At 35.8% G+C, this 15,597-nt stretch carries 14 protein-coding genes and 1 riboswitch; of the genes, 3 read left to right on the top strand and 11 right to left on the bottom strand.

Translation table 11 applies throughout. From position 1 onward, the window contains the following. Nucleotides 1-55: 55 nt before the first annotated feature. The 10 genes from ABDZ63_RS14380 to ABDZ63_RS14335 form a co-directional block, all read right to left on the bottom strand. Nucleotides 56-829, bottom strand: coding sequence for an alpha/beta fold hydrolase (locus ABDZ63_RS14380; protein ID WP_343784669.1), 774 nt, complete (start codon nucleotides 827-829; stop codon nucleotides 56-58). A 219-nt stretch (nucleotides 830-1,048) separates the two neighbouring features. Beyond that, on the bottom strand, nucleotides 1,049-1,633 hold the full coding sequence (locus tag ABDZ63_RS14375) for a class D sortase (RefSeq protein ID WP_343784667.1): 585 nt from the start codon (nucleotides 1,631-1,633) through the stop codon (nucleotides 1,049-1,051). A gap of 52 nt (nucleotides 1,634-1,685) precedes the next feature. Further along, nucleotides 1,686-2,375: an ECF transporter S component gene (locus ABDZ63_RS14370; protein ID WP_425541995.1), complete on the bottom strand. Its 690-nt coding sequence runs from the start codon at nucleotides 2,373-2,375 to the stop codon at nucleotides 1,686-1,688. Continuing rightward, the gene (locus ABDZ63_RS14365; protein ID WP_343784665.1) at nucleotides 2,351-4,000 is read right to left on the bottom strand and encodes an ABC transporter ATP-binding protein; all 1,650 of its coding nucleotides are present in this window, start codon (nucleotides 3,998-4,000) and stop codon (nucleotides 2,351-2,353) included. Before ABDZ63_RS14365 ends, ABDZ63_RS14370 begins: the two co-directional genes overlap by 25 nt. Continuing rightward, entirely contained in the window at nucleotides 3,973-4,860 is an 888-nt protein-coding gene (locus ABDZ63_RS14360) for an energy-coupling factor transporter transmembrane component T (RefSeq protein ID WP_343784663.1), read from the bottom strand. Before ABDZ63_RS14360 ends, ABDZ63_RS14365 begins: the two co-directional genes overlap by 28 nt. Continuing rightward, a complete protein-coding gene (locus tag ABDZ63_RS14355) occupies nucleotides 4,854-5,696 on the bottom strand; it encodes a DUF4430 domain-containing protein (RefSeq protein WP_343784661.1) in 843 nt (280 codons plus the stop codon). The genes ABDZ63_RS14360 and ABDZ63_RS14355 overlap by 7 nt, the downstream gene beginning before the upstream one ends. Before the next feature lie 67 nt (nucleotides 5,697-5,763). Then, nucleotides 5,764-7,854, bottom strand: coding sequence for a DUF4430 domain-containing protein (locus ABDZ63_RS14350; RefSeq protein WP_343784659.1), 2,091 nt, complete (start codon nucleotides 7,852-7,854; stop codon nucleotides 5,764-5,766). Nucleotides 7,855-8,009: 155 nt separating this feature from the next. After that, nucleotides 8,010-8,199: riboswitch (cobalamin riboswitch) on the bottom strand. A gap of 309 nt (nucleotides 8,200-8,508) precedes the next feature. Further along, a complete protein-coding gene (locus ABDZ63_RS14345; RefSeq protein WP_343784658.1) occupies nucleotides 8,509-8,739 on the bottom strand; it encodes a hypothetical protein in 231 nt (76 codons plus the stop codon). A gap of 483 nt (nucleotides 8,740-9,222) precedes the next feature. Continuing rightward, nucleotides 9,223-11,241 carry a prolyl oligopeptidase family serine peptidase gene (locus ABDZ63_RS14340; protein WP_343784657.1) on the bottom strand — a complete coding sequence of 673 codons (2,019 nt, stop codon included), beginning with the start codon at nucleotides 11,239-11,241 and terminating at the stop codon, nucleotides 9,223-9,225. A 58-nt stretch (nucleotides 11,242-11,299) separates the two neighbouring features. Then, the gene (locus tag ABDZ63_RS14335) at nucleotides 11,300-11,746 is read right to left on the bottom strand and encodes a MarR family winged helix-turn-helix transcriptional regulator (protein WP_343784655.1); all 447 of its coding nucleotides are present in this window, start codon (nucleotides 11,744-11,746) and stop codon (nucleotides 11,300-11,302) included. Nucleotides 11,747-11,841: 95 nt separating this feature from the next. On the opposite strand from ABDZ63_RS14335, the gene ABDZ63_RS14330 reads away from it, so the two are divergent. Together ABDZ63_RS14330 and ABDZ63_RS14325 are read left to right on the top strand one after the other, a co-directional pair. Beyond that, nucleotides 11,842-12,774 (top strand): ATP-binding cassette domain-containing protein, encoded by a 933-nt coding sequence (locus tag ABDZ63_RS14330; protein ID WP_343784653.1) that lies wholly within the window; start codon nucleotides 11,842-11,844, stop codon nucleotides 12,772-12,774. Between the two features lie 10 nt (nucleotides 12,775-12,784). Beyond that, nucleotides 12,785-13,612 carry an ABC transporter permease gene (locus ABDZ63_RS14325; protein ID WP_343784650.1) on the top strand — a complete coding sequence of 276 codons (828 nt, stop codon included), beginning with the start codon at nucleotides 12,785-12,787 and terminating at the stop codon, nucleotides 13,610-13,612. A gap of 46 nt (nucleotides 13,613-13,658) precedes the next feature. Here the strand turns inward: ABDZ63_RS14325 and ABDZ63_RS14320 are convergent, their stop codons facing one another. Next, the gene (locus ABDZ63_RS14320) at nucleotides 13,659-14,477 is read right to left on the bottom strand and encodes an alpha/beta fold hydrolase (RefSeq protein WP_343784647.1); all 819 of its coding nucleotides are present in this window, start codon (nucleotides 14,475-14,477) and stop codon (nucleotides 13,659-13,661) included. A gap of 98 nt (nucleotides 14,478-14,575) precedes the next feature. Between ABDZ63_RS14320 and ABDZ63_RS14315 the strand changes: the two genes are divergently transcribed. Further along, complete coding sequence (locus ABDZ63_RS14315; RefSeq protein WP_343784646.1) at nucleotides 14,576-15,133, top strand: Maf family protein; 558 nt, start codon at nucleotides 14,576-14,578, stop codon at nucleotides 15,131-15,133. The last annotated feature ends 464 nt before the right edge of the window (nucleotides 15,134-15,597 follow it).

Below are 15,597 nucleotides of genomic sequence, written 5' to 3'. Positions count from 1 at the left end.
TATTAGGGAAGTAACAAAAGCGCCGGGGTCCTAAACCCCGGCGCTTTTCATTTCATTACAAAACATTTTTAGATAAAAAATTGTGCATAATGGTATTGAGTTCCTGACTTTTGTTTGATGGAATTTGATGGCGTGCACCATCAATTATTTCTATCTGACTATCTCTAATCTCTGTTGCAATATTATAACCATAACGCCCTAAAAGCTTGTCGTATTCACCATAAACTAATAGAGTCGGCTTCTTTATTTCATTCAACCTCTCAGTACATTTATAAGCTAAGTAAGCACGGTAAAACGACTCCGCATCTATCGGATTTGCTTTTAGTGCTGACTTCATTAACGGAAATAGGACATTTATTTTTCGTGTATTACTAAATGAACCAAAGAAACCAATCGTTTTGGTTATACCTCTTTTAGATATTGCTGCACCTCCTTTAGTAACAGCAGTTAAAATCGGACTATCAACTTCATCTACTGCACCAACTTGAATTAACCCTTTCACGTAATTAGGAGCTGAAATTGCTAATTCAAATGCAATTGAACAGCCAGCAGAATAGGCATATACCCAAACAGGCCCTACATTAATGTCGTCTAAAAGAGACTTAATATCTTCTACAATTGTTGTGAAATCCCACTTTTCATTAGAAGCTGAACTTTTACCATGTCCTCTTAAATCAAAATTTATAACTTGATAAGACTTAGATAAATTTTGACTTTGTGGTCGCATCACGTCACTTGGAAAGACAGGACAATGTATGAATAAGATCGGTTCACCTTCCCCTTTTATTTCATAATATAACTCCATATCATCAACTGATAAAAATGGCATACCACTGACCTCCATTTAACATAAGTTAAAAATTCACTTACTTTTTAAAATGGCTTTCTTTTTAAAAAGAATACAAAACAAGGCTATGTGGTATTGATAAAAGTGGTTACTAATTAAGCTAGGATTAATATTAAGTGGTTCAATACTGGTCTCATTAATGAATAATTTCCAAATATACACCTTTTCATTTGAACTAATAACTTCTAGAAGTATAGTTGCTTAATCAGTTTCTGTTGGAGTAGCATAAATAATATAACGATCTGGGGCATTACCAATATAACCAAATGGATAACATGTCGTTAATACTAAAACTTCATCTGGAGCAGTAGATTGAATCACGGTTCGGTCGTCTGCATCAACTATTTCAGTTTCCTGAATGTCATATGTAAATGTTCCATATTCCATTTGGACAGTGAGCTGATCGCCTATTTCTAAGTCTCCAAAGTTTTGAAAGACGGTATCTCTATGACCTGATAGAACAATTTGGTCACTTTGATTAGGAAAGGCAGTGCCTGAATAATGACCAACCCCTTGTTCTAGATCATCTTCATCTGTTCCTTCAACTATCGGCAATTCAGCATCAAGTCTAGGAACTTCTAAAATTCCAATCACCTCGTCAGTAGCAGGGTTAAAATCCTCGGGTACAACCCCTTTTTCTTGAACATTTTCTGATGCAGAGACTACCGAACGAGCCTTACCTAATGCTTCATCTTGAGCTATATTTCCTGAGAAAACCTGCCAGCCACCGTACACAAGGAAGAATAACCCTCCACCAATTAATATCAATGAAAACCATTTTCTCAAAAGCGATCAACCTCCTTCTATGAAAATCAACAGCACACAACCTTAAGAGAATCTACGTCTCTTTAAATAATCCATATTTTCGCTTAAAGCGTTCTAATATTTTGATCCATGTTACACTAAATAGTAATATGAAAAACACATTGGAAAGAGCATGAGCAAGGTCAAACCAAAAGCTTGCACTATAATAAAGAATAATGGCATTCCAATCGAACTCTTGAATGACTGCAATAACAAACCATAAATTCATCACCCAACCGAATAAAAAGCCCACGATAAAGCCGTATATACAACGACCAATCATGTTTTTCATAAGCCACCTATTATTCAGTAACCCTGCAACCAAGCCAATCATTCCCCAAGAATACATTTGCCACGGTGTCCACGGCCCTTGACCTAAGAAAAGGTTGGAAACGATTGCAGCCAATACCCCAACAACAAATCCACTTTGAGGACCAAGAACAATACCTGTTGCAATAATGACAAAGGTAGTAGGCTGTACACTAGGCAAAGAACTAAAAGGAACTCGACTAACTGCTGCAATGGCTCCTAGTATGGCTAAGAGAACTAGTTCACGACTTGACAGGTTTTTTTGAGCAAAGCGTATCACAAACGGGACAAAAGAGATCAATAACATGAGTATACTAAACAACATGTAATGACGTGCACTTAATAGTGGAGCACTCACAAGTACTATAAAAAAAATAGTACTTAATGTGATTAATAGTCCTTTTGAACGTGCCATTTCTCGTTTGCCTCCTCTATAGTTATAACTGATGGAGCATTAGACTTCCTTGTGATCCGATTCACCGTTGTCGTATAATACATATTTTCTTTAAAAAACTTTCTAGTGTCTTCAGTAGTTGTTATTTGTCCTTGAAATAACAAACTACTCCTAGAAGAATAGCTTGCAGCAAACTCAACATCATGTGTAACCATAACAATGGTTAATCCATCTTTAATTAACGTTCTTAATACTTCTGCTAATCTACTTTTTGATTCCGGGTCTAATCCTTTAGTAGGCTCATCAATCAGTAAAATTGCAGGTTGCGTCAGTAACGTTCCAATTAAGGCTGCTTTTTGTAATTGACCACCACTTAAATCATGAGGATGTCTGTCTTTTAAATCATAAATTTGAAACTGATTAAGAAGTTGGGATATCTTTTCATTTGCATTTTCTATTTGAAAATGTCGAGCAAGCATTCTATATTCTTTCATTAATGTATCTTGAACAAAGTACAAAGCAGGGTTTTGTGGCAAATAACTAACTATTTCATGATAATTATTTTTGATTTTTTTGCCGTCATACTTAATGGAGCCATGCTGATGCTTTAATAGACCAGCAATGATCTTTAACAATGTTGATTTACCAGTTCCATTCGCCCCAAGAATGGCATGCCATTCACCCTTACATACATTCAGTGATAAATTATGTAATACTGGAGGTACACGTTTAACATATTGAAAGTCAATTTCTTTTAGCTTTAGAATATTTTTATTTACATCCCTCGTTTTCTCCATAGTCTTTGATGGATGAATCACCTGTGTTTCTAACCATCCTTGCGCCTCTTTTACGGTGATCGGTATTTGTTTAGACTCGTTACTTTCACTAAAATTCAAAAATATTCTAGATGCACTCGGTAAAAAACGACTAAGTGTAGGGTGATTAATTAGCTTTTTGACAACTTCTTCTGGCATGTCTATATATGAGATCCTTCCTTCATCCATAACCATCACATATTCAGCAACAGTAAATAAATCTTCCAATCGATGCTCAACAATCAGAACTGTAATTCCAAATTCATCATTTAAACGCTCCAAAGTATAGATGAATTCCTTTGCTGCTATAGGGTCCAATTGTGAAGTTGGCTCATCCAAAAGAATAATATCTGGGTCTAGTAATAATACGGATACCAAATTAACTAGCTGTTTTTCCCCGCCTGATAATTCATCTGTTTTCTTTTTTAAGAGACCATTTAAACCAAAAAACTGTGTCATTTCAGCAATCTTTTTATTCATTTCCGGAGTGCTATACCCCATATTTTCCAACCCAAATAATAACTCATTCATCACCGTGTCCATTACTATTTGGTTTTCAGGATCTTGAAAGACCATTCCGATTTCCTTTGCCCGTCTAATTGGTGAATGATCTTCCAATCGCTTCTCCTTATAGTAAATATCACCTTGTAAATCGCCGTGCGGAGCTAGATCATGCTTAATTAATCTTAATAATGTTGACTTTCCACTTCCAGAACTACCACATAGAACTATAAAATCCCCTTTGTGAATAGTAAAATTAATGCTTTTCAAAACTTCCTCGTTGGAATCAGGATAGGTAAAACCTACATTTTCCATTGATAGTATTTCCAATGAATGACCTCCTTACCTTCTGTCAAAATTGGAAAACCAATTAAAAACAGCCAAGTGATGAAGTAAATATACTCGCTTCCACTAAACATGATTGTTTCTAAGACAGGCTCTAACTGTAATACTCCATCGCCTTTGGCCCAACCAAATAAGAGAATAATAGCAAAGCCCATTAAATAGCCCAATGTCAGCCAGTCTTTCGATTTCATCTTAAAAGCCTTATAATTGCTTCTCTTCTGCAATCCATACCCTCGTGCTGACATTGAATCAGCCGCCTGAATCGAATCCTCCAATGCATTAGTTAAAAGCATTTGCATAATCTGCATCCCGTTTTTGGCTCGCTTATGAACAGAGCCTTGATTAATTGCTAGACCTTTAACTTGCTGGATGTTCATCATTTCTTTGACCTTTCTAATCAGAAGTGGAACAAACCTCATTGACAGCATAGTGAGTAACGCCCATTGAGGCAAAACCTTTGAAAATAAATATAAAAGCTTATCCGGTGTTAACACGATATTAAATGTTACGAAAATAGCTAAAATCCCCACCAAAGTTGAAGCAATCATGATCCCTTGGATTACTGCTTCAAGCATAATTGGCTGATCAAAAAGATGAAACAAAATCTGATTACCCCTACGATTAAAAATCGGGGTGAGAAGAATGATGAGTGTACTCATCATTCCAATCATAAAGCCCCATTTTTTTAATTCCCTTCCTTTATCTAAAATGTAATTAAAGGTACCTATTAGAAATAGGGCACCTAACAAAAATAAAGGATGTTGATATAACATTAATCCAATAATAATCAGCACATAATAAACCAATAAAACGAAAGGATGGAATGATTGAATCCCTCTTACCAATCTGAATCCTCCAAATAATTCACTGTGTAACTCCAATCAACGGATTGCCCTTCATGAACTGAATAGATACCAGAGCTTCGATCAATCATAACGTCATCCACTCTTATATGCCATCCACTTAATGGTCCTTCATCAAACTCATATAAACCATCAATTCCTTCAACATACGCAGTAGCACCAGAGCCACGAACACTCATATCAATCTGTTTTTTCTGGGCTATTCGTTGTGTAACATCTAATGCAGTATCTCCATCTTCTAGCGCTACTTCCGTTTCAGGTAAAATGGTTCCTTTTACATCCCCGGTTGTAATTGAAACAGTGACTGTACTCTCAGATTCTTTTTTATCATCGTCTGACTGCCCATCATTTTCGTTTTCATTAGATTCACTATTTTGATTTGAATCCCCTTCACTGGAGTCATTTGATTGTTCTGAACTTCTATTTGAAGAGGAGCTTCCTGAGTCATTCTGGCTTGAATCTTCATTGGACTCTTCTACTTCATCACTATTTGATTCTGTGGTGGTGCTTTGATCACTTTCTTCATGGGTTGAATTTCCCTCATCACTACTATGACCCTGCTCTTCATCATCAATAGAAGAATCTTCTTTTTCAGTTTCTTCCCTTTTTTCAACCTGTTTATTATTTTCTTTTTTGTTTAGTAATGTATCTAATAAATCAGGTGCTATTGATTGTTTATACTCAACTACCCGTTCTACCTCTCCAACCTCATTTACATCAGTTAAAGATTCTTGGTTAGAGTGTGGTTCTTCCGGTGAACAACCTATTATAAAAAAGAGAATAAAACCAAGCATGACCTGAATCAGTAGACGTCTCATGGTAATTACCTCCTCTTTGATGTAAGCATCAGGTAATCCAGTCAACCTGAATTATCCATCAACTCACTTAAAGATTAACACGTAGTCTTCTTTTAAAAACAACGAGCATAATGCCTGCAATCACCATAAATATTCCGATTGCAATAAAAGTATAATTGGATGTTGCCGTATCAGGCAGCTCTTCACCTGATGCTGTATGTTTGATTTCAGTATTTTCATTTGAAGTATCTTGATCTACATCATTATTATTTTCAGTTGAATCCTTCTTGTCATCCGTACTAGATTCTATTACACCTGTAACATTTTCACCTCGATCGTCCTCTTTTTCATCGATTTTATCTTCTTGCTCTTTTGGAACATCCACATCTTTATCTTCTTCTTTTTCTTCATCTTCTTCTTTCTTACCTTCATCTTGCTGCTCTTGATCTTCTTGCTCATCTTCTTTATCTTTATCCTCACCAGTCACTCTAAAGTCAAATATTGCTCCATCATTATTTAGAAACTTATAGTATGCTGCTAAGCCAAATACGCTTTGATTAGAAGCAATACTATTTGATTCATCATCACCAATATTTTGGTCAAAGCCGCCATCATCATTTCGAAATTGAAGTAAACGCTCCACTAAATTAACGCCTTTTTCAGTGGTAAATTCTTCACCTGTTGGGTCAATACCAACCGATACAAGTCCTGTTATAGCCATTGCTATTGATGGACTGGAATCCCCCCCATGGAATGGATCTGGGTATCCACCATCTTCATGTTGAGCTTTTGATAAGTGGGCTGCTGCATTGTCAATAACGGTTTTAATATTTTCATCACCTTGATATGGAGCAAGTGCTGCTAGTCCCATACCGGTTAAATCCACATGAAAGGAATTGCCGAAAAGAGACCAACCACCATCATCCAACTGTTCTTCAATTAAGTATTCAATCAATTTGTCTTTTGACCATGTTGCATCGTCTTCTGTATCATAACCACCACTATTAATCGCCAATAAGGAATAAATAGGGCCATTATTACCTTGACTTGTCATGCCTTCATGATTTGTTAATTTTTCTATCAAGTTATACCCTTCAATATCCGTTGCGTCTTTACCGGCAGCAGTTAAAATTAAAATGTTTCTTGCTGCGTCTGTAACAAGTCGAAATTCACCTTCATTCACTACAACACTTTCAATCGAATCCTCAGCAATTTGTTGCGCTACATCTCTTTTTAATGCATTCAGGGTAATGGATCCATACCAATCCAGGCTGTCATTTGATAAGAGATAATCAATCGATTCATCTGTTAATTGTTTAATATATTCAAGTGTTAATTCCTCTAGATTATCACTTTCAGGCTCATCTACTTCCTCTTCATTTGTAGATTCTTCTTTTCCATCATTGCTTCCTTGTTCTCCTTCAGAATCATCACTTCCAGAGTCTTCATCAATTAGCTCAGTAGCAATTAACTCCAAGTGGTCCCCTTCTTGCATTTGATAATTAACAAGACCTGTCTCCATAGAGTCATCATTTAGATACATGCCCCAGTAAAAAGAATCATCAAGGGCATCATCTAGATCATTAATAAATGTTAGAAACTCGGAATCAACAGAAACATCCAAGTTAATACCTTCTTGGTCTGTTGCTTGGAGTATTGCATCGTATGCTGTTCCAAATTTAACAATATCAACATTCGTTTCCGGTAAAACTTCTTCATCATTCAAACCAACAGCCGATACCTTAACATCAATTGTGGTATGTGGCCATATGTCTTCATCTACGACCTTAAATAATAGATTGTCTCCATGATCTAACTCGTATCCTTCTGCACCTACATCAGCTGTTGAACCATTAACAAAAAATCCCCAATAATAACCCTCTTCAGGTGAGTTTTCATTAATACCTGTAATAAATTGACCAAGGTCTGTATCTTCATAAGTCACTTCTGCTACGTCATCCAACGCATCAAATGCTGTATCCTCGTCTTCAAATGAAACAGCTTTAGTTTCAAATACATCTTCCCCGTCTTCATCAATCGCTGTAATGGTTACTCCACTAGGCAATTCATCTGCATAGGCAGGTGAACTCGAATACATGCCTGATTGAGCAATTAAAAAAATCGTTGCAATAAAAACAATGAATGAACTTTTAATTCCTTTTCCTTTAAATCTATTCACTATATTCCCCTCCAAATTAATCGATCTAATCCAACAAAAAAAACATCTCTTCAACAACGAAGAGATGTATACTTACATTATGCTACAGCGACACTATGTAAAATAAACTTAAAAATTCATCATGCGCTGGCACACCTCCCTATCCTCGTAGGTTGAATGGCGTAAAAAGATAGGCAGGTTTCCTGACTCATGATCATCATTTTCTATTACCTTCCCGTCTATTGACAGTGGTATCTTAATAGAAAACTTCCAATTACAGTGGCGGGACCGTGTCGGATTTGAACCGAACTTCCCTTTTAATGACTTATAGCGTGCTACAAGCCAACCCAACTTTTTCCTATTCAGTTATAAATATCATAAGCTACAAAATCTTAAACGTCAAGCCACTTTAAATAAAAGATATAATTACAATTTATCATCCATATAGAGAGTGTAATCTAAACTGTGTAAGTACAAGAGCGTACGGCTGCTACTTGCCTGTTTAGATTACACCCTCATAAGATTCACTTTTGGTTTTACGTTTTTAACGCTATGGCGAACTTCTGTGAATAGATCTCACTCTTTTGCAAGTGAAGAAATGATATATGTGAATAATTGAATTAATTTAAGAACTAAAAAAGCCTTCACATCAATATGGTGTAAAGGCTTTTTTATTCATTGACTTTTTGAACCTTTCTTCTCCATTTCCTTCCATTTTGAATAATTAAAACCTAACTGAAAGACACCGGTGATTGCCATGATTATAGAAAATACAATTACAGGACCTGTCGGAACATCAAGAAATAAAACAAAGGTGACTAAAAATATGGCGAAAATCCACATCCAAATTGTTCTTATAAACCTTTCTTTATAATTTAATTTTTTGTAAAAGAGCTTACTTCCCATTAAGTACCTCTCCTTTTACTTTGCTCACTATTATTATAATACAAAATCGTGTTATTTGTATTTATTGTAAAAAATTTCATTATAATATTTTGAACAAAAGTTCTTCTAAATAAATCCAACTTTTCGAGAAAAAACTTTACAAAAATTAATGATTACTATCAAGTTTACTTGTCTTTTAGTTACTAAATTTTTCTTTAAAAAGGAGCGATTACATGTTCAACAATGGAACGATATTACTAGTTTTATATCATAATATAACCCCATATCATCAACTGATAAAAATGGCATACCACTGACCTCCATTGATCATGACTTTTCGCACCCATTGATTAAATAGTGCCCATCTTTAAAATGTCACTCTTTAATTAAAAGAATACAAACAACAAAAGGAAAGATGAAGCACAAAAATCCGAACGCTTTCATTTAAGATGAATCGTTCGGATTTTCTATTATGACAACTAATTTTGTTTCAAAATCGCCCTATTAAGTTAACTCCCGCTCTAAAAATGCGTAAAAGTCCACCCACTCTTCAATTAACTTCGAAGTCGGCTTCCCTAAACCATGTCCTGCTTTAGATTCTAACCGTAAAATCGATTTTGTATCCGGTGACTTCTCTAACAATGTCGCATGGAATTTTTTCGCATGTGCTGGGACAACTCGGTCATCACTCGCAGCCGTTGCAATTAAGACAGGTGGATAATTCACACCTACTTTAACATTATGAAGAGGTGAGTATTTGTATAAAAATGGGAAGTGTTCTTCATTTTCAGCACTACCATACTCTGGAATCCAAAACTTCCCGATCGTAAACTTATGATAACGAAGCATATCAATAACTGGGACACGACAAATCACAGCACCAAATAGATCAGGGCGCTGAACCATGCAAGCCGAAACTAAAAGACCACCATTCGACCCACCCATAATCGAAAGCTTTTCTTTCTTCGTATATTTCTTTTCAATTAAGTATTCACCAGCTGCAATAAAGTCATCAAATACGTTCTGTTTATTCTCAAGCATGCCAGCCTCATGCCACTTTTCACCATACTCTGAACCACCACGCAAATTAGCAACCGCATAAACCCCACCTTTTTCTAACCAACGTAGAATTGCAGGGTTAAATGAAGGGGGCAAACTAATATTAAAGCCACCATAACCATATAATATAACTGGGTTTTCACCATCTAAAGGTAAATCCTTATGTTTTGTTATAAACATCGGAATACTCATGCCGTCCTTTGATGAATAAAACACTTGTGTAGTTTCAAACTGTGACGTTTCCACTGCTAATTCTGATTCAGCAAATATACTTAACTCATTAGTATTTAAATCATATTGATAAACAACTGTTGGACTTAAGTAAGAAGTCATCCCGAAAAACATTTCCGATTGATCATGATTTCCTGTTAAATCTGTAATTGAACCCAGTAATGGCACTTCTATATGATGGCTTTCAGTACCATCAAAGTTATACACCTGTAATTGATGATGCGCATCGTGTAAAAACGCCACAACGAACTGTCCATTTATAAACTTTACAGCATGCATTAAATCATTTTGCTCACTAATGATTTCTTCCCAGTTTTCTCGTTCAGGCTGATTCAGATCAATACAAATAATTCGACCTTTGGGAGCCGCCAAATTCGTCTTAAAATAAAAACGCGAACCTTCATTATGAATATAAGTATATTGCGCATCACCCTCATCTAATAAGCGGTGAAAGTCAGTTTTTGAATCCAACTCTTTAACAAAAAAAAGATTTTGTGCAGCTGTCCCTTGCTTTGAATATATACAAATATACTCTCCATCAGTGGTAACAAACGGAATAAACATATAATCTTTAGCATCTGAACGTTCATAAATTAACTCATCTTCACTTTGGTCTGTCCCAATTCGGTGAAAGTAAACCTTATGGTACTGTCCATGCTCATCTTCACTAATAATCTCTGGATTTGGAAAACGACTATAGAAAAACCCTGAGTCATCTGGCGCCCACTCTAATGTTGTAAATTTGACCCACTTTAAGTGATCACTTAACACTTCACCTGATTTAAGATCTTTCACATAAACCTCTTGCCAATCACTACCTTGTGATGAAGTTGCATAAGCTAATAAATGCCCTTCTTGGCTCGAAGAAAAGTTCGTCATCGCAACTGTTCCATCATTACTTAAGTCATTCGGATCTATGACTTTAGACTCGCCATCCTCATCTAGTACATATAGAACTGCTTGATTTTGAAGTCCGTCATTTTTCTGATAAAACAACTTATCCTTCACACGTGTTGGTACAAAGAACTTCGGATAATTCCAAAGCTCCGTTAAACGCTCACGATCCTTTTCTTTAGATGGCGCACCTTTAAAATAAGCTTCAGATTGCTCATCCATTTCTTCAACCCATTTTAATGTATCCTCACTATTAGAATCCTCTAGCCAACGATACGGATCTTCCACTTTCGTCCCGTGGAAATCTTCTACAACATTACTCTTTTTAATAACTGTCATGTTAATTCCTCCTCTCCTTATTTAATTCGATACACGAAATGAAGTTCCTTCTCACTCATTAATCTAACTTTGATAATACAGAACTAATCGTTTTAAAGGCTTGTTTTAACTGGATTTGCTCATCTTTCGTTAAAGTCGATAAACGGTTTTCCACTTTCTCTTCTAACATCTTCTTCTTATCTTCTAGAAAGGCTTGTCCTTCATTTGTTAAATGAATAAACGTGACGCGACGATCATGAGATGACTTCTCTTTTTTTATATAGTGATAGTCAATTAGCTTTTGAATTAAAGGAGTTAAGTTTGATTTATTAATCCCTAAGGCCTGTGCTATCTCTGACATTCGAATGGGACCCAATTGTTGAACTATATGTAAAATATGAAAGTGCGACGGATGTAAGTCACCAGTTTGAAGTAATTGCTCTTGTCCGAATAGTTTCTTAGGAATATAAGGTAAAGCTGATAACGCCTCATCGACTAAGTCATTTGCATGTAAATGATTGCTCAAAATATCCCCACCTTGACTTAAAGTACTATTTGACATTTAGTTTATAATAGTTAATAGTTATTATAGCATAACTTTCTAAACTAAGGGGGAGCGAAATGAATTCAGTTATTACTGTTAAAGACTTAAAGAAATCATATAAAAAAGTCGATGCTGTTAAAGGCATTAACTTTGAAGTCAAAGAAGGCGAAATCTTTGGCTTCTTAGGTCCAAATGGGGCTGGTAAAAGTACAACAATTAATATGATTTGTACGATGCTACCACCTTCTTCTGGTCAAATTGTCATTAACGGCTATGATGTCAATAAAGAGAAAGACGAGGTTCGTTCAAGCATTGGGATTATCTTTCAAGAAAATACTTTGGATGAAAAGTTAACTGCCAATGAAAATCTAATGCTTCATTGTCGCTTTTATAATGTACCTAAAGACAAACGTCACACCAGAATTCATGAAGTGCTTGAAATTGTTGATTTAGTCGATGAGCAGAACCAACGCGTTGAAGAATATTCTGGCGGAATGAAAAGGCGTTTAGAAATCGCTCGTGGTTTATTGCATTATCCTAAAGTACTATTTCTAGATGAACCAACTGTTGGCCTTGATCCTAACACTCGCGCTCACCTTTGGAAATACATTTTAAAGCTTAAAGAACAAGAAGGAATTACAATGTTCTTAACGACCCACTATTTAGATGAGGCAGAAATTAGTGATCGTGTTGCCATTATGGACCAAGGACAAATTATTGCGATTGATTCTCCCACTTCACTAAAAGACCAACTAGGTGGCGATCTAATCGAATTATCAACTGAAGATAATGAACAAGCCTTAAAAGAAATCAATGAAAAGGTTGAAAATGCTGATGTTACTGTAAATGGCGATACAATTCACCTTAAAGTCGCAAGTAGCGATGCTTTTATTTCATCGTTTATTAAAACGTTAGAAATTCCAATCACAACACTAAACATTCGTAAACCGACTTTAAATGATGTCTTTTTAGCATTTACCGGCCGAGAAATTCAAGCTACGGGGGAATAGGAGTGTTAATATGGAAGGAATCATCGCCATATGGCAACGCGATTTAATCAAATTTTTAAGAGATCGAGCTCGTTTATTCGGCTCATTTACCATGCCGATTTTATTTCTATTAATCTTTGGTGGTGGGTTAAGTGGCACGATGGAATCCATGATGGTCGAAAATATCGGTGTGGATTCAAATGAATTTAACTATATCGAATTCGTTTTTCCAGGTATTGTCGCTATGACCCTTCTTATGACGGCAGTGTTTTCTGCTATGTCAGTCATTGAAGATAAGAATTATGGCTATATGAAAGAAATATTAGTCTCACCAATCTCACGTGTCAGTATCGCAATTGGTAAAATGGCAGGAGCAGCAACTGTTTCAACCATTCAAGGCGTGCTTTTATTCGCCTTAATCCCATTACTTGGACTGTCATATGATCTCTTCTCACTCATCCAAGTCATTCCATTTATGTTCTTATTTGGCGCAGCTCTATCTGGTGTTGGCTTATTGTTTGCGAGTGTTATTAGTTCAACTCAAGGATTCCAGTTAATTGTCAATATCCTTGTTTTACCGATGATCTTTCTATCAGGGGCATTATTTCCAATTAATAATATGCCTGGATGGTTAGATGTGATTGTCAAGCTTAATCCCGTAACCTATGGGGTTGATGTCATGAAAAAGATTATGATTGATGTTGAGAAATTATCAGCTTCAATCCAAGAAACGATGGGACTCAACATCACTGTATTCGGTAGACAAGTTACCGTCTTTGAAGAAATTCTCTTTATCGTTGGATTTACGATCGTCATCATTGCCCTTGCTACGTTTAGTTTCAAACGTGCTAATGCATAAAATAATAGACCAGCTTAAGGGGAAACACTTCTCTTTAAGCTGGTCTTTATTTTGCAAACCTTACAATCTGTTCATACACTTCCTCTGGTCGTTCATCAGTAATTAAGTGTCCTGCTTGCTCATAGACAACTAACTCAGAATTTGGTAAATCTTGATGTAGTCTTTCCCCTTTCTTTAAAGGAACAACTTCATCCTCTTTCCCCCAAATTAACAATACAGGTGTGTCGATTTCCATAAGTGCTTCTTGGGACAAATCCCCTTCCCGATGACGCAACAACCTTAGAAGCGCTTTATAAAAATTCATATCCGTTAACGGCTGTTTATACTGCTCGATCATTTCATCAGTAATTAATGAATGATCATACAAAACTTCCTCCATAACATTACGAACATCTTTCTTCTTAAAGTATCGATAGGCATACCAATGAAAGAAAGGTAAATAGGAACTATAACGAAGAAACCGATTCGACTTTTTCAGATATCCTGAACTACATAGAAGGACTAACTTTTTAACACGACTTGGTGAGTGCCTAGCCACATTTAACGCGATTTGTCCACCCATTGAATGACCTACAAAAAAAGCATCTTCAAAATCAAAGTAATCCATAATCGCTAAAACAAGTTTCGTATAATTTTTAAATGAATAATTAAATGTTGTAGATTTCTCACTTTGACCAAATCCCGGTAAATCAATAGCTACAACAGAGTAATGCTCGGTTAATTTGGGTAAAATCTCGTTAAATGTATAAGTAGATGCTAGAAATCCATGAATTAAGATAATCGGGGGTTTCCCATTAAATGAATACTCACAATACACATCTACATCCATTATATTGATCTTTTCTTTCCAAATTAACTCACTCATAATAATCGCTTCCTCTGTTGGTTATTTACACCTTATCATATGTTATATTTTAACCATACAATAATTCTTAAAACTTGAATTAGAAGGAGAGATCAACCATGTCGAAAAAAATAATCCTAGCCTCATCATCTCCCAGAAGACAAGAACTGTTAACACAAATAGAACAACCCTACACCATTCGTAAACCAGACGTTGACGAATCACAAATTATAACCCATGACCCAGTTGAAAAAGTAAAACAACTAGCGATTCTAAAAGGTCGCAACGTTCTACTTCATCATAACGATGAAATCATTATATCAGCTGATACCGTTGTCTCTTATCAAAATACTATTTACGAAAAACCTAAAAGTCGTAAAGAAGCTTACGAAATGATGAAGAACTTTAGCGGTGATACACATGAAGTATATACAGGAATAATGCTTCGCTCCAAAGACGATGAAGTAGTATTTGTTGAAAAGACTGAAGTCGAATTCTGGCCATTAACCGAAGAAGAACTAGATTGGTATGTCGATACAAATGACCCTTATGATAAAGCAGGGGCTTATGGCATTCAAAGCCTAGGAGCCCTGTTTGTAAAGCAGATAACCGGGGATTATTATAACGTCATGGGATTACCGATCTCACGTGTTATTAAGGAAATAAGGAAATTTTAAAACTACAGACAATCTAAAACTTGCTTAATAAGGTTGTTAGAAAATAGCAAGTTTTAGAGTAACTGGTATGAACACTTGCAATTGCCATAACTCTTTTTTTAGATTATTTTTTGGTTTTATGCAATCTTTTAATTAAAGGTTGCATATACTAACATATATACTTATTTATGTGAGGGGGTTAGTGTGTGCGAAGAGAAGGAGGGCACTGAAATGGCTATAGAAAAGTTAGACGAAAAATTTGTTATTGATGAAAAAGCGTTCAGTGAACTACTCCCACCACTTACCACCCTTACGGGTTGCTTGAAGTGGGGGCTTCTTGGGTAATCGCCACTTTTGGTAGCTGACGAAATGGACCAAGCTAACCCTCTTGTTCCAAGAGTTTAATTTCATCAGGCACTTGCTAATAAGCGAATGCCTTCTTTTTTGATGTTGAGAGCTGAATTGTAATCTCTATCGAGTGTTAG

This window comes from Alkalibacillus silvisoli, assembly GCF_039521975.1.
In the GTDB taxonomy this organism is placed as follows: Bacteria; Bacillota; Bacilli; order Bacillales; family Alkalibacillaceae; genus Alkalibacillus; species Alkalibacillus silvisoli.
Note: the sequence above shows the minus strand (reverse complement) of the source record. Positions and strands in the feature narration are given on the sequence as shown.